The sequence below is a fragment of the Arthrobacter sp. JUb119 genome, from assembly GCF_024807995.1.
Classification (GTDB): domain Bacteria; phylum Actinomycetota; class Actinomycetes; order Actinomycetales; family Micrococcaceae; genus Glutamicibacter.
In genome coordinates this window covers 865559-886910 of the sequence record NZ_JANUFE010000001.1, presented here as the reverse complement: position 1 = coordinate 886910, position 21352 = coordinate 865559, and the positions used below count along the sequence as shown (strand labels likewise).

Below are 21352 nucleotides of genomic sequence, written 5' to 3'. Positions count from 1 at the left end.
GTGCTGGCAATGGCCTCGATTAAATAATCGGGGCCATTGCTGTCCCAGAAGTCATCCTTATCGGCGAAAGTTGGTTAGTCTAGGCACGTGAGCATAAAGCAATCCCCGGGACCCAGCAAGGCAGAACGCCTGACCAGCCTCATCTATGCGCTGGCAACTAAATCACGGAAGTTCAACGCCGACCGCATTGGATCCTATTTGGTGCCAGGCGGTACCAAGGAGACCCGAGAGAAGGCGATGGATCGCCTCAAGGACGATATCCGCAATGACTTCGGGTTGCAGCTGGACAAAGAAGTAATCGACGATGTTACGTACTACAGCATCGACACGACCGAGTGGTTCTTGCCGCCGGTGGAATTCAGCCCCGCAGAAGCCGGCCTGGTCGCATTGGCCGCGAGCCTTTGGAAAGACACCAAGCTCCAGTCATTGGGGCTCAATGCCGCGGCCCGAGTCACCGGCCATGATGGCGTGGCCTCGCCGGTCGCTCCGTTGGCCGGCTCATTGGTCCCACGCCTTTCCATGGATGAACCGAACTTCCGCGAATGCGCCCTGGCGGTCTTCAACCGCAACACGCTCAAGTTCGCCTATACGTCCTCTGGCGGCGCACAGAGCGAACGAATTGTTGATGTGTGGGGGATCGGGCAGCGCTACGGCAACTGGTACTTCACCGGCTATGACCACACGCGGAAAGATACCCGTGTCTTCCGCCTCTCGCGGGTTCAGGGCAAGTTCACGAATTACCGGCATGGCGGCGCTAACGCCGACGGGCAGTACCACGCCCGCCCCCAGGATTTCGACATGACCCAGGTCTTGCAGGATTTCGACCTGCAGAATCCGGGACTGGTGGCAACGGTGCGGCTCTTGGGCGATGAAGCAATCCCGCTGCGCGCCCAGGCAGTAAATGGCCGCAGCGATCAGGATGAGCTGCAGATCGGCTATGCGGATCCGCATTCATTTGCCCAGCAGCTGGCAGCTTATGGTCCGGCCGTGAAAGTCCTGGGACCCTCCGAACTGGTGGCCCAGGTGCGCTGGATTCTGCGCGACGCGCGCAGCTCCCAGACCAGCCAGGGCAACCAGGATGCCTACGCAGAGGTGAAGTTCCGTCCGCATCGCGCCACCGGCCGTGGCACCACCACAACTCAGGTCATGCGAAATATCGACATGATCCAGTATGTGCACGCCCATGGTGCCGTAGAAATCGAAGCGCTGGCAGAACGCTACTCCATGAGCGTTGCCAAGGTTCGTGAAGAGCTGGCCATGATCATGATGTGCGGTGTCCCGTACGGCCAGCATGACGAACTGATCAACGTCAATGACGGCGACGTTGAATCCGATACCGTTACGATCTCCAATGCAGCCCTGCTGGCCGAGCCGCAGAAGCTGGCGCCGCTGGAAGCAGTAGCCGTGCTCGGCGGGCTCAACGCCCTGGCAAGCATTCCCGAGTTCGAGCACCAGCAGGTGCTCGACGCGGCACTGGCCAAGGTGAATTCCGCGGTGGCCCGTTTTGACGGCTGGAGCGGGGCGCTGGGCTTCGCACTGTCCAAGGCGCGCGAGAACGATATTCCGCAGCAGCTGATTCAGGCGATTCGTTCCCAAGACGTCGTGCGCATCGACTACTACTCGGCCCGTTCGCGAACTCACCAGGTTCGCGATGTGGAACCGATCCGGCTCATTGAAGACGGAGCGGTGCAGTACCTGCGGGCTTGGTGCCGAAAGCGCCAGAGCCTATTAACTTTCCGGGTGGACCGGATGTTAAGTGTGGAAACTGCCGGTGAACAATTCGAGCTGGCGGCTCGGCATGAAGACCAGCAAGATGTCCAGATCCGGTATGCCTCCAACGACGATGACTTAGAGGTCATGGTCTATGTAGACGCCGAGATCTTACCGGTTATCGAAGCTTTCCATCCTCTTTCCTGGTCCACGGGAAAGGTCGGTACGGGGTATCTGGCCAACGTCCGGTTCTCGGATCACCAGGTAGCTGCGCCGCTCGTGGCTCGCCATAGCGGTAAACTGACTGTGGTCTCTCCTGACGCTACGCGCGAACAGGTAGTGAACTGGTTGGACGAGGCTATCGCAATGTATGAGGATTAATAGATGCTTCCTTGGTGGTTTTGGGTACTTTTGTGGACTGTGCTCGTTTTGGCGACAATACTTGTTGCGGCACTTGCCGGCTTCCGTTTGTTCAAACGGGGAATGGCGGTCGTCGAGGGCCTGGGCGACGCTGCGGATCACATCAGCGCCGGTTTAAGCCAGGAGGGCACCGTCGTCGAGTACGCTGCGAACCCTCGTCGCTACCCGCACGGAACCGATGCCACGCACGCGGATCCGGAGAAGATCAAAAAGCTTCGCGATAAGGGCAAAGCTGAAAGAATCGAGGCGCGTCGAGTTCGCCGCGTCGCACGTCGCGCACAGCGCGGCCAAGCTCAGAACATGCGCGATCTTGGCTTGTTCTGACGTAGACTTTAGATAGAGAGAAGGGAATCCACATGGGTGGCTTACAGGGATGGCATTTGGTCATCATTATCGTGCTTGCACTGCTGCTTTTCGGCGCTCCAAAGCTTCCAGGCTTGGCTCGCTCGATGGGCCAGTCGCTGCGCATTTTCAAGTCCGAGGTTCGCCAGATGAAGGATGATGATCCTAAATCTGAAACCGTTGATGGCACCATCAATGATCCGAACCCCAACGAAAAGAACAACTCGTAGACCTCTTCAGTGGCAACAAATAAAGACAAGAACCCGCGCAGCAAGAAGAAGCGGGCCAAGGACGCAGAAGGTCGGATGGCTCTCAAAGAGCATCTGATTGAAGCACGGAACCGGTTATTCAAGTCGCTCATCGCGCTGACCTTGGGCACGGTAGCCGGTTTCTTCGTATACGACTGGCTGCTTGCCTTGCTGATCGCGCCTGTGAAAGCTGCCGGCGGCTCGGTAGTGTTCACCGCGGTGATGTCACCCTTCGACATCATGATCAAGGTGGCGCTGTTCGTCGGCCTGATCGTTTCCTCGCCGGTGTGGCTCTACCAGCTGTGGGCATTCATCGTGCCGGGACTGAAAAAGAACGAGCGCCGTTTGAGCTACAGCTTCGTAGCAGCCGCGGTTCCGCTGTTCCTTGGCGGCGTGGCGATGGCCTACTTCGTTCTTCCGTTTGCGCTGGAATTCTTCATTAGCCTGTCGCCGGAGAACTCGGATAACCTGCTGAACATTTCCGAGTACCTGCCGTTTATCTTCCGCCTGCTCCTGGCATTCGGCTTGGCCATGCTGGTACCGGTACTGATGGTTGGCCTGAACATGGTTGGCGTCCTGCCAGCCAAGCTCATCTTGAAGAACTGGCGTATCACCGTCTTCCTCATCGCCCTGGTTGCCGCTATGGCAGCACCAGGCGGCGATGCAATCACCATGTTCGCGTTGGCTGGACCGTTGTTCCTCACCTTCGCCGTTGCCACCTTGATCTGCCACTTCAACGACAAGAAGCGCGCAAAGAAGCTGGCGGCACGGGAAGCCGAGAATGAACGCCTAGCAGCTGGTGAAACTTCTGGCATTGAAACCCCTAGCTCGATTGACGAACCTAAATCCCAGCTCTGAACCAGGGCAAGAAAGTGAACGACCACAAGTGACTTCACCCGCGGAACGCTACGCGAATTCCAAGGCACGGCAGGTCGAAAACGGCACTGCACTTCCTGGATTCCGGGCAAGCATCTCCTTCGACCTGGATCCATTCCAGGCCGAAGCTTGCCAGAAGGTCGCAGAAGGGCACAGCGTACTGGTCGCTGCGCCCACCGGCGCCGGAAAAACTGTTGTTGGCGAATACGCCATCTACCAGGCTCTAGGCGAGAACCGCAAGGCTTTCTACACCACGCCCATCAAGGCGCTGAGCAACCAGAAGTATTCGGAACTGGTCAATCGCTATGGAGCGCAGAAGGTCGGGTTGCTGACCGGCGACACCTCCATCAACTCCGAAGCGCAGATCGTCGTCATGACCACCGAAGTGCTGCGCAATATGCTGTACGCGGATTCCCAAACCCTCGACGGCTTGGGCTACGTGATCATGGATGAGGTCCACTACCTCGCCGATAAGTTCCGTGGTGCCGTATGGGAAGAAGTCATCATCCATCTGCCGTCCAACGTGCAGATCATTTCACTCTCGGCAACCGTGTCCAACGCCGAGGAATTCGGTGGCTGGCTGGATACCGTCCGGGGCCAGACCGATGTCATCGTCTCCGAGCATCGCCCGGTGCCGCTCTTCCAGCACGTCATGGTCGGCCCTAACGTGGTGGACCTGTTTGCCGAAGACGTAGCCTTCGACAAGGTGGCTGAAGACGATTCAAAGGCCTCGGTCAACCCCGAACTGCGAAAACTCGTACGCTCCCACAGCCCTGGCGGCCGAGTGCAGCGCGGCCGGGGTCGCGGCGGCCGCGGCCCCCAGCGCAGTTCAGGCATGGGGCACCGCATCAACCGTCCAGCGGTTATCGGGAAGCTTGACCGGGCTGCTCTGCTGCCAGCTATCTTCTTCATTTTCTCCCGCAAGGGCTGCGATATGGCCGTGCAGCAGTGCGCCATGGCTGACCTGCGCCTGACGACCAATGAAGAAGCCGCCGAGATCGCGCAAGCGCTGGATGAAGTCGCCTACCGGATCCCCAGCGAAGACCTGGACGTTCTGGAATTCTGGTCCTGGCGCGATGGTCTGGTTCGCGGCTTCGCTTCCCACCACGCCGGCCTGCTCCCGATCTTCAAGGAAATCGTTGAAGACCTCTTTGCACGCAACCTGATCAAGGTGGTGTTCGCAACCGAGACCCTGGCACTGGGCGTGAACATGCCAGCACGCTCGGTCGTGCTGGAAAAACTGGTCAAGTTCAACGGCGAATCCCACGTGCAGATCTCTTCGGGGGAGTACACCCAGCTCACCGGCCGTGCCGGGCGCCGCGGCATTGACGTCGAAGGCCATTCGATTGTTGTCTGGAACCCCGACCTGGAACCGGAATCCTTGGCAGGACTCGCTTCGAAGCGAACCTATCCGCTGAATTCCTCGTTCCGTCCGACCTACAACATGTCCACCAACTTGCTGGCGCAGTTTGGCCGTGAACAGACTCGTCAAATCCTCGAAACCTCCTTTGCCCAGTACCAGGCGGACCGTTCCGTGGTGGGCATGGCGCGCCAGGTGCGTTCCAAGGAAGAATCCCTGGCCGGCTACGCCAAGTCGATGGAATGCCATCTCGGAGATTTCACCGAGTACCTGAAACTCCAACGAAACCTGGCCCAGGTCGAGAAGAACGCTGCGAAGGACCGCCGCCACGAGCGCCGTTCGGCAGCTGAGCAGTCCCTGCAGGCCGTGATCCGCGGCGACGTGGTGGACCTGCCAGGTGGCCGCCGCTTCGGCCGCGCCGTGGTCGTCGAGCTTGATAAGGCCATGTACAACCCGCGACACACCGTGCTGACCGAAGAGGCGCAGCTTCGCCGGCTCTCGGTGGAAGACCTCAACGGACCAGTGCAGATCATTTCGCGGATCAAGACTCCCAAGGGGTTCAACGGGCGCACACCGAAGGAGCGCCGGGACCTTGCTTCATCCTTGCGCAACGCGATCTACGAGTCGCGTCCTCCACGCCAGGACGCCCAGAGCTTTGATTTCGAAGGCTCGGATTCCTTCGAGCGTGAAATCAACGCACTGCGCCTGGAGCTCAAGGACCATCCTTGCCACGCCTGCTCGGAGAAGGACCAGCACATGCGCTGGGCCGACAGGTACTGGAAGCTGAAGAAGGACACGGACAAGGCCCGTCGCGCCATCCGCGGGCGAACCAATACCATTGCCACGCAGTTCGACAAGGTCTGCAAAGTGCTCGAGCAGTTCGAATACCTCGTGCCTTCCGAGGGCGGCGAAGATTTCGCGCTGACCGACTCGGGCCGCCGCCTGCGCCGCATCTATGGCGACCGAGATCTGCTCACCAGCCAAATCCTGGAGACCGGCAAGCTCACGCAGCTCAATGCGGAAGAACTCTGCGCGGTTGTCGCCAGCCTGGTCTACCAGGCACGCCGCGACGGGGACCGTGCCGATCCGAAAATGCCAACGGGCAAGATCGATGACATCTGGAATAGCACCATCAGGATTTGGGGCGAGCTATCGGACGCTGAAGAGGCCTTGGGCCTTGACCCGACCGCTCCACCGGAATCCGGTTTGATCTGGCCAATGTACAAGTGGGCCCGCGGTTCGAGCCTGAACAGCGCGCTGCGCGGTACCGATCTGGCACCGGGTGACTTCGTGCGCTGGGCCAAACAGGTCATCGACACATTGGACCAGTTCGCAAAGAATAGCGACCTTCCGCCATTGCTGGTTCGCAATGCCTACAAGGCAGTAGACCAGATCAAGCGCGGTGTAGTGGCCTACTCGAACGTGCTGGACTAGCCAGCAGGTCCAGCCGAAAAACTTATTAGCCAGTGCACGAGAAAAGGGAGACGCTGATGGCAAAAACACTCTACCGAAACGGGTCCATCTACTCAGCGGCCGATCCATTTGCTACCGCAATGGTGGTGGACGGCGACACCATTTCATGGTTGGGCGGCGAGGACGCAGCCGAGCGCCACGCGTCTGCCGTCGACGAAGTGGTCGACCTCAATGGTGGTTTGATTACCCCGGCGTTCGTCGAATCCCACACGCACCTTGCCGCCTTGGGCCGCACCCTTTCGGGAGCCGATTTGGGTGCAGCAACCTCGGCTTCTTCGCTGCTTTCGCTCGTCGCCGAGCAGGCGCAGAAGTCGACCAAGCTGGTCCTGGCTCAGGGGTGGGACAACTCGAACTGGGCTGACCAGCAGCTGCCCGCGGAAACCGACCTGACCAGTGCCGCGGAAGGCCGCGGCTATTACCTGGCGCGTCGCGATGTGCACAGTGCCCTGGTCAATCGGGAACTGCTGGATCTGCTGGACCTGGGCCACCTCGCCGCTGGCATCATTTCTGGTGCGGATCACGACGCCGTGCGTGAAGCACTCACCAATACGCAGAAGGCCGAACAGGAATACCAGCGCCTGGCACTGGAGCACTACGCCTCGCGTGGTTTCGCCAGCGTTGTGGAGATGGCGGCCCCGCATATTGAGGGCCGAGAGGCGCTGGAGCAGTTGCTGGCCATCGACAACCCTGAACTGCCGCAAGTCCATGCCTACTGGGGCGAACTGGTTAGCGATGCAGACATCGCCCAGGAGCTGGTCGCATCCTTCCCAACGGGAAAGGTGCTGGGCTTGGGTGGCGATCTTCGCGTGGATGGTTCGCTAGGCAGCCACACGGCGTACCTGCGCGAAGACTACAGCGATCAGCCGGGCGAACGCGGCACCCTGTATCTGAAGCGTGACGAAATTGCGGCCCACCTGGTCGCTTGCAGTTCCCGGGAGATCCAGGCCTCGTTCCATGTGATCGGAGACGGCGCCCTGGATGAGGTGTTGGCAGGTTTTGACCTGGCTGCTGAGCAGATTGGGGCAGCTAAGCTGCAGATGTGCCGGCACCGTCTGGAGCATGTCGAGATGGTTGATGAAGACTCGCGGGCCCGTTTGCTGCAGTACGCCATCATGGTTTCGATGCAGCCGGTCTTCGACCAGGCGTGGGGCGGCTCGAACGGCATGTACGCGCAGCGCCTGGGGGAGCGCGCAGCATCGATGAACAACCTCTCCGCTATGCTTTCGGCTGGTGTGCCAATGGTGCTTGGCTCTGATGCTCCGGTAACGGAGGTTGATGGCTGGCAGGTTGTTCGCGCCGGCATGAACATGACGAATGCTGAGGCTCGCATTTCGGCTCGTGCGGCCTTCTTGGCTCAAACCCGATCCACCTACCGCGCCATGGGCGAGATGAACCCGTTCGCCGGGCAGCTCGTGATCGGCGCGCCGGCGACTTTTGCAGTGTGGACTGCCTCTGAACTTGCTGTGCAAACTCCGGACGTCCGAATCAGTTCTTGGAGTACCGATGCACGAGCTGGAACTCCGATGCTTCCGGTCGTTGATGAGGAAATTCCGCAGTGCCTGCGTACAGTACGCGCTGGAATCACGCTTTTCAATACCCTTGAGCCAAGCGAATCGGCTTAAAGCGAAACAGATGCTCAATAAGCAGAATGAATTCGCAAAATTTGCCCTGACTAGTGGTGTCTAGGTAAAGAGTGAAGTCATTTGATGGTTGACAGCCTAGGTGGGGTACCCACTAGGCTGGTCTAAGCGCCTCTTCGAGATGCACATGCATTGCGTTGGAAACTACGCAATTTAAACAACGATCCTCAGTGACCTTAGATAACATTCTCTGTGCCTTTCGGCGTGGAGAATAGGGCCGAAGTCACTGAGGATCGTTCGTTAATGCGGTGTCTCCAGCGCGCTGATTGGCAAATGATGACTATACTTTGAGTTTGGATTAACTCTTTTCGACCCGGTGTCCTGCATAAGCCATGCAGTCGACGCCGAGCAGGCAAGAGGCTTTGTGTTGTATACCCAGAAAGGTGCCGCCGCGTGCGCGTCATTACAATCATTCCGACTTACAACGAACTGGAGTCGCTCCCGCTGACCGTAGGACGCTTGCGTACCGCAGTTCCTGACTCGGATGTATTGATCGTTGATGATAACTCGCCTGACGGCACCGGAGAACTTGCAGACAAGATGGCTGCTGAGGACTCGAATATCCACGTATTGCACCGTACCGGCAAGGATGGCCTGGGAGCCGCCTACATTGCAGGTTTCGAATGGGCGTTGGCTCGCGACTACGACGTACTGGTAGAGATGGATGCCGATGGCTCGCATATGCCAGAGCAGCTTCCACGCCTTTTGGAAGCCAGTGCCGCGGGCGCAGATCTCGTAATCGGTTCGCGTTGGGTCAAGGGCGGCGAAGTCGTGAACTGGCCAATGCTGCGCAAGATCATCTCGCGCGGCGGCAGCTTCTACTCGCGCACCATGCTGGGCTTGCCTCTGCGCGACATCACCGCAGGCTACCGCGCCTTCAAGCGCGAAACCCTGGAAGCAATCGATTTTGACGCCGTTGAGTCGCGCGGCTACGGCTTCCAGGTGGACATGACCTTCCGCGTGGCCATGCTGCGCAAGACGATCGTTGAAGTTCCCGTGACCTTCGTAGAGCGCGAACTGGGCGCGTCGAAGATGAGCGGCAACATTGTGTTCGAAGCAATGTGGAATGTCACCCGCTGGGGCTTGGGCGCCCGGTGGAAGAAGCTGACTTCCAAGAAGTAATACCCGTGGTTAAGCGAACTGGCGTGCAACGATGGATCGTTGCACGCCAGTTCGTTTAACCAGGAATCATCATCAGGTCTCGGGCAGGCAGTGAAATACAAACCAGCCCACCGCCCCAAAGGCGGACTGTGCAGGATGAAAATAGCTTCTACGAAGCTGCTTAGGCCGGCGGCGCTGGCCGCGCAATTTCATGCAGGCTCTTTGACGCAGTTGAAAATACTGGGCGTGGTCTTTGAGCCCCATAGCAGACAGGCAAAAGAGTGAGGGCTGGGTTTGATAACCATCGGTCATCAAACCCAGCCCTCAACCAAGCCCCTACGGCCATGCTAAGGCAGCATGGAACCGTGCGTGGGGGAGATTAGGCAGTTTCCCCGCGAGCAGCGCGCAGCTGCTGGAGGCGGTCTGCCAGAGTCTTTTCCAGTTCTTCTTCGGAACGGCGCTCAAGAAGCATGTCCCAGTGGGTACGGACAGGCTTTTCATTGCCCGGTTCTTCGGCCTTGGCTTCGCCGTGGACGAGCTTGGCTTCCTTACCGGTCTTGGTGTGCCAGGTTGCTGGAATTTCAGCTTCGGCAGCAAAGACGACGAAGACGGTCTCGCCCTCTTCGGTACGGTATTCCACACGCTGACGGGCAGCCGGCTCCACACCTGCCTCAGATTCCATGCTCTGTGCACCCAGGCGCATGCCTCGTAGGCTGCGATCGCTCATGTTTTCCCTCCGCGATGATTGAAGAATTCGCTACACGTACCAACGTTTGGCACTCGGAAATAATTCCCTCCGACTAGAGGTGAAGATAATTCTTGGTGCCAAAACATCCATTATACGCGTCTGCGGCGAGGTGCATTGTATGCACCTCGCCGCAGACGGCTAATCGGTTCTAAACCAGCTGTTGCTACAGGTTGCTACCTGGGGCCGATGGCGATTCCGGAGTGGCAGGCTTGCTGCCCGATCCGTTGCCGCCCAGCGCTCCGCCGATGCCCTTGAGTGCTTCGGTCAGTTCGCTTGGAATCACCCACAGGGTATTCGAAGTGCCTTCGGCAAGCTTCGGCAGAGTCTGCAGGTACTGGTAGGCGAGCAACTCATGGTCCGGCTTGCCGGCGTGAATTGCATCGAAGACCTTCTGGATGGCCTGGGACTCGCCGTCAGCGCGCAAGATTGCGGCCTGTGCATCGCCCTCGGCTTCGAGGATGGAAGCCTGGCGTGCGCCTTCGGCAGTAAGGATGGAGGACTGCTTGGTGCCCTCAGCGGTCAGGATGGCAGCACGGCGGTCACGCTCGGCGCGCATCTGCTTCTCCATCGAGTCCTGGATGGACAGCGGTGGATCGATAGCCTTCAGCTCGACACGGGAAACACGGATGCCCCACTTGCCGGTTGCCTCGTCAAGGACACCACGCAGCTGGCCGTTGATCTGGTCGCGGCTAGTCAGGGCCTCTTCCAGATTCAGGCCACCGACGACATTACGAAGCGTAGTGGTGGTCAGCTGTTCTACGGCCTGGATGTAGTTAGCGATTTCATACGTCGCGGCACGCGGCTCGGTGATCTGGAAGTAGACCACGGTATCAATCGAAACTACCAAGTTGTCCTCGGTAATAACTGGCTGCGGCGGGAAGGAAACAACTTGTTCACGCAGGTCCAGCAGCGGCAGCAAGCGATCCACAAAGGGGATCAGGATTGTCAGACCGGGATTTAGGGTTCGGTTGTACTTGCCGAGGCGCTCAACGATGCCAGCACGTGCCTGCGGCACGATGCGCACGCTGCGCAGTAGGACGACAATCACGAAGATTGCCAGAACGACAAGCACAATAGTCAAGCCAAAACCATCTGAATTCATGGTTCGTACTCTCTTTCCTTGTGCAGTAGTGATGAATTTGGGGGCGTCAGGCTAGCTAGCCGTTAGCAGGGTCAGGGGACTTCGCGGTGAGGTATGCAGTTGCCCCGTCGATACGTGAAACCACGGCATAGGTGCCGGGATTCATGGTCGGAACGCTGGATTCAGCACGGGCGGTCCAGATCTCTCCACGGATCTTGGCCGAACCCGACATGCGCGAGGTCGGCTCGAGAATAAGTGCATCCGCACCGATTAATCGCTCGATATTGGTGCGGAAGCCCTCGGGTGATTTCCGTAAATGTTTGACGGCAATAGGTCGAACCAGGAAGATCATCAACAATGAAATGACGCAGAATACAAGGACCTGCAACCACATGGGTCCACTGAGCAGTGCGACCGCTACACCACCAAGGGCACCTACGCCGAGCATGATGAAGTAGAGATCAAGAGAAAGCATCTCGATGATCGCCAGCAGCAAGAACAGTGCCAGCCAGATCACCCAAGCGTTGCTGATGATCCATTCGGCTGTTGTCATGGCATTCACCTAAATTCTGTTAGGACATTGACCAGTCGTAACTGGTCTTTCCTACATTCTGCCGTAGAAGGCAGATAAAAGGTGTAGTCATTTTGGGGTATCTTCTAGCCCTGCGTGACGAATGCGTGTACTCCAAAGGAAGCTGTTACAGGCTGGGAACCCAACGCCAGCGTCTGCTGATGAAGAATTTCAGGGGAGAGGTGGTGCCCGGACGGACCCATGAATGCAAGGTTATAGAGATCGTCCGCATTCAGGTTCATCCGATATGTCAGATTCTTGGATCCGCGATGATTAAGGCCTTCAGCCGCAAATTTTTCCACCAAGGCGGCTTGCTTGCCCTGTCCTACGGTGAGCATGCCCAGCGGGTCGACGACTTCGTTGAGATGATCTGGTTCGCCGGTCACGACAATGCATAATCCACCAGTACGCAGTACACGTTGGAACTCTGCCGGGTTATGCGGTGCGAAGCAGTTGATCACCACATCGCGTGATCGGTCGGCAGTAGGCAATTTGCGCCAGACATCCCAGACCACAGCGAGCGTGCTTGGAACCTTCGCGGCACGACGCATGGCAAAGCGGGAGATGTCCAGAGCCAAAGCATCAAGTTCAGCAGCAGGAGAGTTCTCTAGAATCTTCCCCAGGTAGTAGCCGGTACCTGCGCCCGCATCCAGCACGTCAAGCGAATGTCCGTCGTGATGATCATTGATCAGCTCGGACAGCGCGCGCGCCAGAGGCTCATAATGTCCCTTTGACTGGAAAGCATCGCGGGCTTGGACCATGGCCGAGGTGTCTTCGAGGAAGTTCGTTCCTTTGCCAGTAAGGAAGTTGAAGTAACCCTGTTTGGCAGCATCAAAACGATGCCCGGCTTCGCAACTCAGGGTTCTATCCCGAGATTCCTCGAAGCCAAGGGGTTGCTCGCAGACCGGGCAAGTAACGTTCGTGGTGCCGGAGAACATTAGAATTTCAGAACCTCTTGTGCCGTTGCAACGTCCATGCTTTCATGGCGCCACAGTTCGGATTCGTTAATCAAGGAGCGGGTAAGTGCTTTGTCGATATAGACAGTGCCCGACAGATGATCAGTTTCGTGCTGGACAATGCGGGCCTGCCAACCGGAGAAGCTTCGAGTTATTTCCTGGCCGTCCCGATCTTTATAAGTGGCGGTGATATCGGCGGCCCGGCTCACTACGCCTTGGAATCCTTCGAAAGACAGGCAACCTTCGTAGAAGACTGCCGCGCGCTCTGTTGATGCCGTATATACGGGGTTGAAGATCTCGAAGTACTCCAGCGGCTCACGCTCTCTGTGCGAGGCAGCTTCCTCCGGAATGGGATAGAGATCTTCGAGCACGGCAATCTGCAGGGGGATACCCACCTGAGGAGCGGCGAGTCCTACGCCAGGGGCGTCGTACATGGTCTGGCGCATTGCTTCAAGGAGTTCTTCGAGCAGTTCCTGCGGAAGCTGCTGCTCGTAGGCCACCGCCTGCTGGCGGAGAACGGGATGTCCCAGCTGGACAATAGGCAGTATGAGGTTCTCATCTGCAGTCTCCAGGACTTCTCGAACTATATTCTCGATGTCCTGTGCGGTGTACTCGGTGTTCATCGGCAAGCGCTAGTCCGTTCGTATTCGTTGAGCTGAAGTTGAGCCAGGCGCGAGGTGAGTCGGGCCTTTTCAGTGTCATGCAGCATGTGTCCAAGATTGCCCAGATTGTCTGCGGCGTACAGATGGACTTCCACGTTCTTGTCGTAGAAGATATCGATAAGATTCGCCAGTCGGCGTTCCTCATCCATTGGCATGGTGGCACTAGCTGGGATGCAGGTTACATGCCAGCGCGAATACCGGCTTGCCAAATCCAGATAGTCGGCAGTGTTGCGGCGGGTTCGGCAGATCTGATCGAAGCTGATCCAGATCTCATCCGCATTCACGTGGACTGGCCCGATTTCGTCGTAGCCGATCTGGATCATCGTATCGTGGACCGGCAGTTCTCCTGGTGCTTCGAAGAGATTTAGCGTGCCTCTCCGATACCCGTCCAAGACCTGCTCGGGATCGGCGGCGAGCTGTCGGTAGTCCACCGAATGATCCAGCGAGAATACAGTGAAGTCCCGTTGGATCCGGTCAATAATTGGCTGAACCAGGTGATGGAAAGTGTCATCGTCAAGCAGCTTCTCCGGCCCGTAGTTCGACGTAGTGACCAGCTGGATCTCGTGTTCCGTGCAATGCCGAATGAGCTTGGCCATGAACATCGCGTCGCCAGGTTCGGTGCAATGGAACTCATCGAAGACCAGCAACTGCAGTCCAGCGAGCTCGCGCTCAAGCCCTTGCGAGAAAATCGCGCCCAGCGGCTGGCCCGGGACACGGTTGACCGGGGAATTTACGCGCTGGAAGAACTCGTGGAAATGGAAGCGCGCTGTCGTGGTTTCAGGCAGCACCGAGACCAAGGTATTGATGATGAGGGTTTTGCCTCGACCAGGAGGGCCATAAATGTAGACGCCAGGGTGCTTTGCCGTCATCGTCGTACGCAAAGTACGTCCTAGAAGGTCGATCAGATCACTCTGAACCGGGTCAACTTCGATACCTTGCAGCTTGAGAGCTTCGCGGATCTGAAGAGCGTACTTATTCCCGTGGGGAATGCGTAGCAACGGATTAGCCATATCTAAATTTTGCCACTGAGCGCAGACGCGGCCAATCTTCTGTGATGCAATCGCCACCATTCCAGCTTGCAGGGATGCCTTGCGGTGCCGAGGCGACGTTAAAGTGCCTAGTCAAGAAGCCTTCGATTTATTTCGAAACGGATGATTTAAATAGGGGGAGTGCTCCCAAGGATGGCTACGACCCTGTTTAGTCTTGTGAATTTTGAGCATACCTATCGCTTTATCTTGATCCGTGGCCATAATGGACACACCCACAGAGCTGGGTTGAAGCAGTTGAATCGAACCAGGGCGGGCGAAATGCGGAGAGGGAGCGCGTGAGATGACCAGCGAGTTCATTGTCCCAACGGCTGAAGACGAGATCGTCTCCAGCGATCTTTTGGACATGTCGGCAACGGTACTCAAAACCTTGTCGGATCCGGCAAGGCTCCAGATGCTCTGGGCGCTGTCCATGGACGATCTTTCCCTGTCCGATTTGGCTCAGTTGATCGGCGTTAGTCCAACGGTTGCCGGCCAATTGCTATCCAAGCTGCGAGCAGCTGGTGTATTGCAAACGAGGAAGTCCGGCCGCCATGTCATCTACTCGATGCATGATGAGCGATCGCGCGAGTTCATTCGGCAGACCCTGGAGTTCGCGAGGCACCGGCTGGATTTGCAGGATCAGCGTCAACAAGCTGAGCAGTAAGCGGCCTTCGAAATCCGTGGCGTAAATGGACGAATATGGCTACTTCCAGCGGCATTGCAAATAAGCCGATAATCTACATTATGTAAAGTACTGGAAATCCACGACTCCCCACGCAGGGTCTCACTGCAGCCATTTGTGCTGGCTGCCCCGTATATCGAAGCAGGCTCCTTTCATGCCCATCATTCGAAAGTTCGCGGACGCTTCGGCGGGATCTGTGGATCTCAGGTGGTCCTTCGGCTTATCGACCGACAGGCTTTGGCACGCAATGATTGATCGTCAGGCATTGCCACTCTGGCTGGGAACTCACGTCGCTGGAAGCCTTGGCGTGGGTTCTACTGTGCAGATCGAGCATGCGGAAAACTACATCTGCGAAAGCCGGATTGAACAGGTCGAGCCAGCATCCGCCCTCGTGATGTCCTGGAAGTTTCCGGAAGAATCTGTGTCGGAGGTTAGTTTGACTCTGCAGTCGAGCCTCTTCGGAGCTGAACTTGCGCTGAGCCACTCCAAACTCAGCGTTGGCGTCTCGAATTACCTGGCGGGATGGGAAACGCATCTCATGTATCTGGAGGCCGTCCTGCTTGGGGCTCCGCGCTCGATGGATCAATTCTGGGACGTTTATCAGGAGGTATTCGAGAACTAGGGCGCTTTCCTCTTGCCACTCCCCTCGATGTTATTCCAAACGATGATCGATCCGGCTAGAGTACACCGCGCCGGGTCAATGCCGACCTCAAATCCGCAGCGGAAGCAAAGTGATGTGTGTGGATCCCGAGATCGGTCGCCCCGACAAGTTTCCCGGCGGAATCGTCGGTAAAGAGGATCTGGTTTGCACACAGGTGCAGAGCGTTGATTACGTGAAGAAATGCTCGTCGGTCTGGCTTCGGATAACCGATTTTTGCTGAATTGAATACTCGGGCGACGTGGGTGGCGATTCCTTGCCGCTTAAGTTCGATGTCAATGGTGTCGCTGCCGTTCGTGAGAATGGCGGTGGTGATACCTGCACGTTGTAGATCGTCGAGTAACTGCAGCACATCGCGATCTACAACGGGCTCTATGCGACCCCATGCGTTGGCGGCTTCCGTGGATCCAATGCTCTTCCCAATCTCCTTGATCCATGTCAAACGAGATATTTTACCTGTAGTGAGTCCTTCCAGGCGAGCAGGGTCGAAAGCCGCCGCGTTCAAAGTGCCCGATGGCAACCCATATTCCATTTCAACGTCAGCAGTGGCGGCCTCGGGAAAGTTGCGGATCACTCCGTCCAAATCGAAAACTACTGCGTGGATCATGGGGCAATCCTGCCAGATGCAGGCGCATTGGGGCATCTGGGGCCAAGTGCATGCGGTGCCTTTCCTGCAGCGAGGGCCTGCCTAGAAATCTAGCAGGTGCTGCGTCAACCGGGAACTCCATGTCCCAGGGCAGGATGTCGGCGGTATCCCGGGAGCCAGATAGGCTAGTACTTGACCGAGTTCCCGGACTACTCCCCTATCTACCTTCAAGGACAGAAAACACCCTATGTCTCCAAGCGCCCTGTACCGTCTAGTTGCCCGCGCTGAAGCTGTCACATGGACGATGCTGATCATCGCATTGATTTTGAAGTACGTCGTCAAGGTTGGTGATTGGCCTGTTTCCATTGCCGGCTTCATCCACGGCTTTGTCTTCCTGACTTATGCAACGATGGCTGTGCTCATTGGCATGAATCAGCGCTGGAGGAAGTCGCTGATCATTGGAGCTGCCGCGACCGCCGTCGTCCCATATCTGACCATTCCTTACGACAAGTGGCTGGAACGCAAGGGAAAGCTGGAAGGTACCTGGCGTACCGAAGCAACCGATCATCCAGATGATCGCAAGTGGACCGACGCGACGATGCGTTGGCTTGTTGCCCGCCCGGCGCTGACCACGGTCCTGCTATTCGTCGTTATTGCCGGTATCTTCTCGGCCATGCTTTTCATTGGCCCTCCAGGTGGCGAGCACTAATCATGGATTCTATGAGGAGCAGGCTGCTTTCGCCTGGGCATCACTGAATGCACTGACTCCTCAATCCAATTTGCCTGGCCCGGTCACTTCCATGTGTTCTTGGCCAGGCAAATTCTGTTTAATCCGGACATAGCAGGGTAAGGCTCGAACTACTTGGTGGTGCGTTGCTTCGGTGCGTAGTGAACCATCACCAACATTGCAATTAGCTCTACCAGGGTCTGGCTAACGACCACGGCAGAGGCTAATTCCAGCTCCGCAGGCAAAGCCAGGGCCAGGGGAAGCACCACCAGAGAATTGCGTGTGACGCCGCTGAAAGTAACTGCCCGCCGCGAGGCGGTGGGCAGCTTGAAGAGTTTCCCCGCGGAGTACCCAAGGACATTCATGATGCAGATAAACAGGGCGAAAACCATAATGGCCAGCCCTAATTGACCCAGGCCTGCGCTCACCGTGAAGATCTGCGAGCCGACCACGCTAAATAGCGTTCCCATCAACAACGGAACCATTAGATAGTCGGCCCAATCCCCGACGGGCTCTGCCCAGGAAAATCGTTTGGCGAGTGCCTGGGTGAATGCTGCTGCCAGCAGTGGGAGCACGATCAGTCCTAGCAGTGCCCCCAGGAAAGGAGCTGGCACGATCACGTCGATCGCCGAGGGAGCAGCAAATATATAGAGGTATGCCGGCACGAGCAGCATCTGCAAGATCAACAAGAGCGGTGTGGCCGCCAGCAGCCGTTGGCTGTCTCCCCCGGCTAAGCCGGTAAAGACGATAACGTAGTCGATGCAGGGCGCTAGCAAGACCAGCAGCACGCCGAAGAGCAGCGCCTGGTCCTCCGCCACTATTCGCGATAGCCCGAAGGCCACGAGCGGCACCACGGCAAAGTTGACCGCGCACAGTGCACCCATGAAGCGAGTGTCCCGAAAGGCCTCCGGAAAACGGGTCAGCGGCATGCCCAGGAAAGTAGCGTAGAGCAGTAACCCAAGGAACGGGTTAACCGAGTTCTCGAGACCCTTGCTTGCGGCAGGCAAGGCCAGGCCGAGAACGCAACCGGCAGTGATCGCGGATAAATACAGGGCGATTTGGTGCCCTTGCATCCATGCATTGCCAGGCCAGATCTTCATAGGACTAATGCTAGAACAATAGCTGCGGCCACCATGGCCGTGAGCTCATACGGGCGAGCCCCGACGGCGACCTTCTGTGTCTGAACCGACAACGATCCAGCCAACGCCGAATTACTCACGAACACCGGGGTAAACCTATGATGAGTACATGAAGGATTCTATTCGTAAGTGGCCGCTGTGGATGGCTGTCGACATTGTTCTCATTGTTCTATTCGCCCTGCTCGGTCGACGTGAACACGAACATGGCTTGAGCATTGGCGGCATCCTGATGACCGCCCTGCCGTTCTTGGTTGCCTACGTCGTCGTGACCTTGCTGTCCAAGCCTTGGACCACGATCAACAAGCTCTTCCCTGTTGGCGTACTGGTCTGGGTGGTGACCGTAGCAGCGGGCCTTGCGCTTCGCGTTGCCATGGATTCCACTGCGGCACTCCCCTTCATCATTGTCGCGACATTGGTTCTGGGCGCATTCTTGATGGGGCGTCGGCTGGTTACCTCAATGGTGGCTAAGCGGCTAGGTAAATAGCAGGCCGAGCCCGTAGGAACCGGCAGCGACGAGACCGCTGGCGAAAGTCCCTAGAATAAACTGTTCGGCGGCGCGATGGTTTTTCAGTTCAGAGAACCGGCCAAGACCCTTGACCGCCAAGACGACGGCAATGCCTTCTGGCCAACCGGCCCAGAGGCTTCCAACGATGGCCGTGCGCTCCAGGAGTCCGATCCACAGCCCGCCTCGAAGCGGTGAAGGGTCGGACTCCTCCTTTTGGAGCTCGACATCATTCTTCGCAGCAAGCCGGAAAACAAGTTCCGTAAACGGACCGCCGAAACTAATGGCAAAGATGGAACTAAGGACGATCGCGTACACCGGCGAAAGCCCGTTCTGCTCCAACGAAGTTTGAGAAGCAACTGCCAGCAGGGCCGAGAGAATGGCGAACAGGGCAGAGCCCACAACTAGCCAGTCGCGGACACGAGCTCGTTTGCCCATGGCATAGCCAAGGTAGGCAGCTATGCAAGAGACAAACGCCGCCAGGCTCAGACTCCCCCAAGCGATCCAAAGCATTTACTGCTCCTTTAGCATCTTCAGCTGTCGGTTCAGCGATTTGGCAGCTTCATCCATCATTCGGTTCGCCTCAAACCATAGCGCGGCCGACAGACGAGAAGAGACAGCCTGCTGGGTGATTCCTAATTCTTGGGCAATCTGCTGCTGGGTCAGGCCTTCATCGGCCAGAGTGCCAGCTTCCCATGCCGTGGCCCGTCGCTTTGAAACTATGCAGGCAGTCAGCTGGAGCTCGGCTTCCAGGCGGGTGGCTTCATGCGACGGTCCATGAACAGCTAGATGCGCATTGGTGTTCTTTGCCCGCTCAACTGCGACACGAGCATATTCAAAGGCAGGCCCCCGTCCGGCACGGGTTTCTTCGGGCAGTGGCGTTTCAACTTGCCCGAAGCCGATGCCGACACTCCAGTCCCCTGAAGCTGCCATCATCACTGCCAAGCGAATTGCTTCGTTGGCGTTATCCAAGACAGCTTGGACTTCATCGCCGGCGGTTCGCTGGAAGGGGCGAACCACTGGAACGGTAGCATTAGCTTGCTTGACTAGAGCCTCCACCTTGTCTTCGGTGGAACGTGAACGCCGCTGGTCAATGGTCAACACAATCATGAAACAATTGTAAAACTTTGTATCCGAATCTACAAATTAAAATCATTGTACTATGCGAAGCGGGGCGATGCGCCCATGCCTCTCATTCGCTGCTTTTCGACTAGAGTTGATTCCAGATCAGCCGCCTCCTGGCAGGCGACAAGTTAGAACCGAAAGGCACAGTGATGGTCACCGCATTCGTCATGATCCAGACTGCAACGGACAGTATCCCTGAATGCGCTAAGCAGATCTCCGCAATCTCGGGCATCAGCGAAGTCTATTCCGTAGCAGGCGACTGGGACTTGATTGCAATTGCACGAGTCAACAAGCACGAGGACCTTGCCGAAGTCATTGCCAATAAGCTTTCCAAGATTCCAGGCATCCGCGGCACCCAGACCCACATTGCATTCCGCGCATATTCGGAACATGATCTTGAAGCAGCTTTTTCCCTAGGCCTAGGCGACTAAGGACTTTTCAAGAACAAAGCCGGCCTTCGGTTCAGCGATTGTAAAATCGCGAACCAAAGACCGGCTCTGTTGGCATCTGACGGTGCTACGCGCCTACGATCGCCTGGGTCGTTGAGGACCAGGCTTCCAAGGTCGCCTTCGCCGCACCGGAATCGATGGAATGCGCTGCTTTCCCAATCGCCGCCCGCATGCGGTCTTCGAAACTGCCTTCAGCAGTATCGCTGTAAGCCACCATTCCGGCAGCCGCGTTCAGGAGGACCGCATCTCGAACGGGACCGGGACTCCCCGAGATGACATCTCGTACAACCCCTGCGTTATGTAGTGCATCTCCACCGCGCAGATCATTAAGCGTCGCACGGGCAAATCCCACGTCCCGGGCATCGAACGTGAACTCGGAGACCGTGCCGTTGCGCACTTCCCAGACGCGGTTAGCTGCAGTGGTGGTTAGTTCATCCAGTCCGTCATCCCCGCGGAAGACCAGCCCACGCACGCCACGGCTTGCAAGAACGCCCGCCATGATTGGTGCCATAACCATGTCGGAGCAGCCGATGGCGGATGCGCTGGGCAATGCGGGATTGGTCAAGGGGCCCATGAAGTTGAAAGCGGTTGGTATGCGTAATTGACGGCGTGCTCCGGCAACGTGGCGCATCGAGGGATGGAAGACGTTGGCGAAGCAGAACGCAATCCCAACCTTGTCGTACACCTCTACAAGGCGCTCGATTGGTACCTCCAGGCGGACGCCCAATGCTTCAAGCACGTCGGCGGAACCCGAGGACGAAGAGGATGCGCGGTTGCCGTGTTTAACTATGCTCACGCCCGCGCCAGCGCACACCAGTGTGGCCATCGTTGAGATGTTGACGGTGTTCTGGCGATCGCCACCGGTCCCAACAATGTCCAAAGTTTGTGCATCGATGGTCAAGGGGCGCGCATTGGCGACCATGGAGTCCACCAAGCCGGTCAATTCGGCCACGGTTTCACCCTTGGATCGCAGTGCAACCAGGAACCCGGCAATCTGAACGTCGCTCGCCTCGCCGGACATGATCTCATTCATTGCCCAAGCGGCCTGTTCGCGGCTGAGATCGCCACCGTTGATCAGGGTGGCCAATAGATCTGGCCACGTCGGGAACTTTTCGTTTACAAGGCTCGTTGACACATGGGAAAGCCTATCCAGACACCGGGGCGCTACCCAATTCATGTCGTTAGATGATGTGGCTCAGGTCGCTAAAAATGCCTAGTTTCTGGGGTTAAATACGAAACACTTTCGTTGCATAAATGATTGTTTCGTG

At 57.4% G+C, this 21352-nt stretch carries 23 protein-coding genes; 12 read left to right on the top strand and 11 right to left on the bottom strand.

Features of this window, described 5'->3' with window-relative positions:
* The first annotated feature begins 87 nt into the window (after nt 1-87).
* The 7 genes from M2368_RS04230 to M2368_RS04200 all read left to right on the top strand — a co-directional run bounded on the left by M2368_RS04230 (nt 88) and on the right by M2368_RS04200 (nt 9191).
* Nucleotides 88-2091, top strand: coding sequence for a helix-turn-helix transcriptional regulator (locus tag M2368_RS04230; protein ID WP_498724040.1), 2004 nt, complete (start codon nt 88-90; stop codon nt 2089-2091).
* A 102-nt stretch (nt 2092-2193) separates the two neighbouring features.
* Nucleotides 2194-2454, top strand: a complete 261-nt coding sequence (locus M2368_RS04225; RefSeq protein WP_133833372.1) for a hypothetical protein — start codon at nt 2194-2196, stop codon at nt 2452-2454.
* Nucleotides 2455-2486: 32 nt separating this feature from the next.
* Complete coding sequence (tatA, locus tag M2368_RS04220; protein ID WP_105657843.1) at nt 2487-2702, top strand: Sec-independent protein translocase subunit TatA; 216 nt, start codon at nt 2487-2489, stop codon at nt 2700-2702.
* A gap of 9 nt (nt 2703-2711) precedes the next feature.
* Complete coding sequence (gene tatC / locus M2368_RS04215; RefSeq protein WP_105657844.1) at nt 2712-3578, top strand: twin-arginine translocase subunit TatC; 867 nt, start codon at nt 2712-2714, stop codon at nt 3576-3578.
* Nucleotides 3579-3606: 28 nt separating this feature from the next.
* A complete protein-coding gene (locus M2368_RS04210) occupies nt 3607-6390 on the top strand; it encodes a DEAD/DEAH box helicase (RefSeq protein ID WP_498724039.1) in 2784 nt (927 codons plus the stop codon).
* 56 nt (nt 6391-6446) lie between these two features.
* Nucleotides 6447-8051 (top strand): amidohydrolase, encoded by a 1605-nt coding sequence (locus tag M2368_RS04205; protein ID WP_332594754.1) that lies wholly within the window; start codon nt 6447-6449, stop codon nt 8049-8051.
* Nucleotides 8052-8462: 411 nt separating this feature from the next.
* Complete coding sequence (locus tag M2368_RS04200) at nt 8463-9191, top strand: polyprenol monophosphomannose synthase (protein ID WP_105657847.1); 729 nt, start codon at nt 8463-8465, stop codon at nt 9189-9191.
* A 358-nt stretch (nt 9192-9549) separates the two neighbouring features.
* Here the strand turns inward: M2368_RS04200 and M2368_RS04195 are convergent, their stop codons facing one another.
* The 6 genes from M2368_RS04195 to zapE form a co-directional block, all read right to left on the bottom strand.
* Entirely contained in the window at nt 9550-9897 is a 348-nt protein-coding gene (locus M2368_RS04195; protein WP_105657848.1) for an RNA polymerase-binding protein RbpA, read from the bottom strand.
* Nucleotides 9898-10081: 184 nt separating this feature from the next.
* Entirely contained in the window at nt 10082-11020 is a 939-nt protein-coding gene (locus M2368_RS04190) for an SPFH domain-containing protein (protein ID WP_105657849.1), read from the bottom strand.
* A 55-nt stretch (nt 11021-11075) separates the two neighbouring features.
* The gene (locus tag M2368_RS04185; protein WP_105657869.1) at nt 11076-11552 is read right to left on the bottom strand and encodes an NfeD family protein; all 477 of its coding nucleotides are present in this window, start codon (nt 11550-11552) and stop codon (nt 11076-11078) included.
* Nucleotides 11553-11656: 104 nt separating this feature from the next.
* Nucleotides 11657-12508 carry a putative RNA methyltransferase gene (locus M2368_RS04180; RefSeq protein WP_133833368.1) on the bottom strand — a complete coding sequence of 284 codons (852 nt, stop codon included), beginning with the start codon at nt 12506-12508 and terminating at the stop codon, nt 11657-11659.
* Entirely contained in the window at nt 12508-13149 is a 642-nt protein-coding gene (gene def / locus M2368_RS04175) for a peptide deformylase (RefSeq protein WP_105657851.1), read from the bottom strand. The genes M2368_RS04180 and def overlap by 1 nt, the downstream gene beginning before the upstream one ends.
* Nucleotides 13146-14198: an AFG1/ZapE family ATPase gene (zapE, locus tag M2368_RS04170; protein ID WP_181148991.1), complete on the bottom strand. Its 1053-nt coding sequence runs from the start codon at nt 14196-14198 to the stop codon at nt 13146-13148. The genes def and zapE overlap by 4 nt, the downstream gene beginning before the upstream one ends.
* Before the next feature lie 319 nt (nt 14199-14517).
* Here zapE and M2368_RS04165 point away from each other — a divergent pair, with 319 nt between their 5' ends.
* Nucleotides 14518-14880 carry an ArsR/SmtB family transcription factor gene (locus tag M2368_RS04165; RefSeq protein ID WP_388022035.1) on the top strand — a complete coding sequence of 121 codons (363 nt, stop codon included), beginning with the start codon at nt 14518-14520 and terminating at the stop codon, nt 14878-14880.
* A 172-nt stretch (nt 14881-15052) separates the two neighbouring features.
* Entirely contained in the window at nt 15053-15520 is a 468-nt protein-coding gene (locus M2368_RS04160) for an SRPBCC domain-containing protein (protein WP_498724038.1), read from the top strand.
* A 55-nt stretch (nt 15521-15575) separates the two neighbouring features.
* Here M2368_RS04160 and M2368_RS04155 read toward each other — a convergent pair whose 3' ends face one another.
* Nucleotides 15576-16163 carry an HAD-IA family hydrolase gene (locus M2368_RS04155; RefSeq protein ID WP_448940230.1) on the bottom strand — a complete coding sequence of 196 codons (588 nt, stop codon included), beginning with the start codon at nt 16161-16163 and terminating at the stop codon, nt 15576-15578.
* Nucleotides 16164-16389: 226 nt separating this feature from the next.
* Between M2368_RS04155 and M2368_RS04150 the strand changes: the two genes are divergently transcribed.
* On the top strand, nt 16390-16851 hold the full coding sequence (locus M2368_RS04150; protein WP_105661272.1) for a DUF3817 domain-containing protein: 462 nt from the start codon (nt 16390-16392) through the stop codon (nt 16849-16851).
* A 149-nt stretch (nt 16852-17000) separates the two neighbouring features.
* On the opposite strand, the gene M2368_RS04145 is transcribed toward M2368_RS04150, so the two are convergent.
* Nucleotides 17001-17969 (bottom strand): arsenic resistance protein, encoded by a 969-nt coding sequence (locus tag M2368_RS04145; RefSeq protein WP_498724037.1) that lies wholly within the window; start codon nt 17967-17969, stop codon nt 17001-17003.
* A gap of 148 nt (nt 17970-18117) precedes the next feature.
* On the opposite strand from M2368_RS04145, the gene M2368_RS04140 reads away from it, so the two are divergent.
* On the top strand, nt 18118-18492 hold the full coding sequence (locus M2368_RS04140; protein WP_498724036.1) for a DUF3054 domain-containing protein: 375 nt from the start codon (nt 18118-18120) through the stop codon (nt 18490-18492).
* Here M2368_RS04140 and M2368_RS04135 read toward each other — a convergent pair.
* Together M2368_RS04135 and M2368_RS04130 are read right to left on the bottom strand one after the other, a co-directional pair.
* The gene (locus M2368_RS04135; protein WP_208294227.1) at nt 18481-19023 is read right to left on the bottom strand and encodes a hypothetical protein; all 543 of its coding nucleotides are present in this window, start codon (nt 19021-19023) and stop codon (nt 18481-18483) included. The two genes, M2368_RS04140 and M2368_RS04135, sit on opposite strands and share 12 nt — an antisense overlap.
* The gene (locus M2368_RS04130) at nt 19024-19620 is read right to left on the bottom strand and encodes a sigma factor-like helix-turn-helix DNA-binding protein (RefSeq protein ID WP_105661274.1); all 597 of its coding nucleotides are present in this window, start codon (nt 19618-19620) and stop codon (nt 19024-19026) included. It lies immediately after the preceding gene.
* Nucleotides 19621-19784: 164 nt separating this feature from the next.
* On the opposite strand from M2368_RS04130, the gene M2368_RS04125 reads away from it, so the two are divergent.
* Complete coding sequence (locus M2368_RS04125; RefSeq protein ID WP_105658354.1) at nt 19785-20066, top strand: Lrp/AsnC family transcriptional regulator; 282 nt, start codon at nt 19785-19787, stop codon at nt 20064-20066.
* 85 nt (nt 20067-20151) lie between these two features.
* On the opposite strand, the gene trpD is transcribed toward M2368_RS04125, so the two are convergent.
* Nucleotides 20152-21219, bottom strand: coding sequence for an anthranilate phosphoribosyltransferase (gene trpD, locus M2368_RS04120; RefSeq protein ID WP_498724035.1), 1068 nt, complete (start codon nt 21217-21219; stop codon nt 20152-20154).
* Between the last annotated feature and the right edge of the window lie 133 nt (nt 21220-21352).

Coding starts and splice junctions, on each gene's coding strand:
- M2368_RS04195 (WP_105657848.1), bottom strand. CDS start 9,897: ATGAGCGATCGCAGCCTACGAGGCATGCGCCTGGGTGCACAGAGCATG.
- M2368_RS04205 (WP_332594754.1), top strand. CDS start 6,447: ATGGCAAAAACACTCTACCGAAACGGGTCCATCTACTCAGCGGCCGAT.
- M2368_RS04145 (WP_498724037.1), bottom strand. CDS start 17,969: ATGAAGATCTGGCCTGGCAATGCATGGATGCAAGGGCACCAAATCGCC.
- def (WP_105657851.1), bottom strand. CDS start 13,149: ATGAACACCGAGTACACCGCACAGGACATCGAGAATATAGTTCGAGAA.
- M2368_RS04225 (WP_133833372.1), top strand. CDS start 2,194: ATGGCGGTCGTCGAGGGCCTGGGCGACGCTGCGGATCACATCAGCGCC.
- M2368_RS04150 (WP_105661272.1), top strand. CDS start 16,390: ATGTCTCCAAGCGCCCTGTACCGTCTAGTTGCCCGCGCTGAAGCTGTC.
- M2368_RS04185 (WP_105657869.1), bottom strand. CDS start 11,552: ATGACAACAGCCGAATGGATCATCAGCAACGCTTGGGTGATCTGGCTG.
- M2368_RS04190 (WP_105657849.1), bottom strand. CDS start 11,020: ATGAATTCAGATGGTTTTGGCTTGACTATTGTGCTTGTCGTTCTGGCA.
- M2368_RS04155 (WP_448940230.1), bottom strand. CDS start 16,163: ATGATCCACGCAGTAGTTTTCGATTTGGACGGAGTGATCCGCAACTTT.
- M2368_RS04165 (WP_388022035.1), top strand. CDS start 14,518: ATGACCAGCGAGTTCATTGTCCCAACGGCTGAAGACGAGATCGTCTCC.
- M2368_RS04140 (WP_498724036.1), top strand. CDS start 18,118: ATGAAGGATTCTATTCGTAAGTGGCCGCTGTGGATGGCTGTCGACATT.
- M2368_RS04160 (WP_498724038.1), top strand. CDS start 15,053: ATGCCCATCATTCGAAAGTTCGCGGACGCTTCGGCGGGATCTGTGGAT.
- tatA (WP_105657843.1), top strand. CDS start 2,487: ATGGGTGGCTTACAGGGATGGCATTTGGTCATCATTATCGTGCTTGCA.
- M2368_RS04130 (WP_105661274.1), bottom strand. CDS start 19,620: ATGATTGTGTTGACCATTGACCAGCGGCGTTCACGTTCCACCGAAGAC.
- M2368_RS04135 (WP_208294227.1), bottom strand. CDS start 19,023: ATGCTTTGGATCGCTTGGGGGAGTCTGAGCCTGGCGGCGTTTGTCTCT.
- M2368_RS04125 (WP_105658354.1), top strand. CDS start 19,785: ATGGTCACCGCATTCGTCATGATCCAGACTGCAACGGACAGTATCCCT.
- M2368_RS04180 (WP_133833368.1), bottom strand. CDS start 12,508: ATGTTCTCCGGCACCACGAACGTTACTTGCCCGGTCTGCGAGCAACCC.
- zapE (WP_181148991.1), bottom strand. CDS start 14,198: ATGGCTAATCCGTTGCTACGCATTCCCCACGGGAATAAGTACGCTCTT.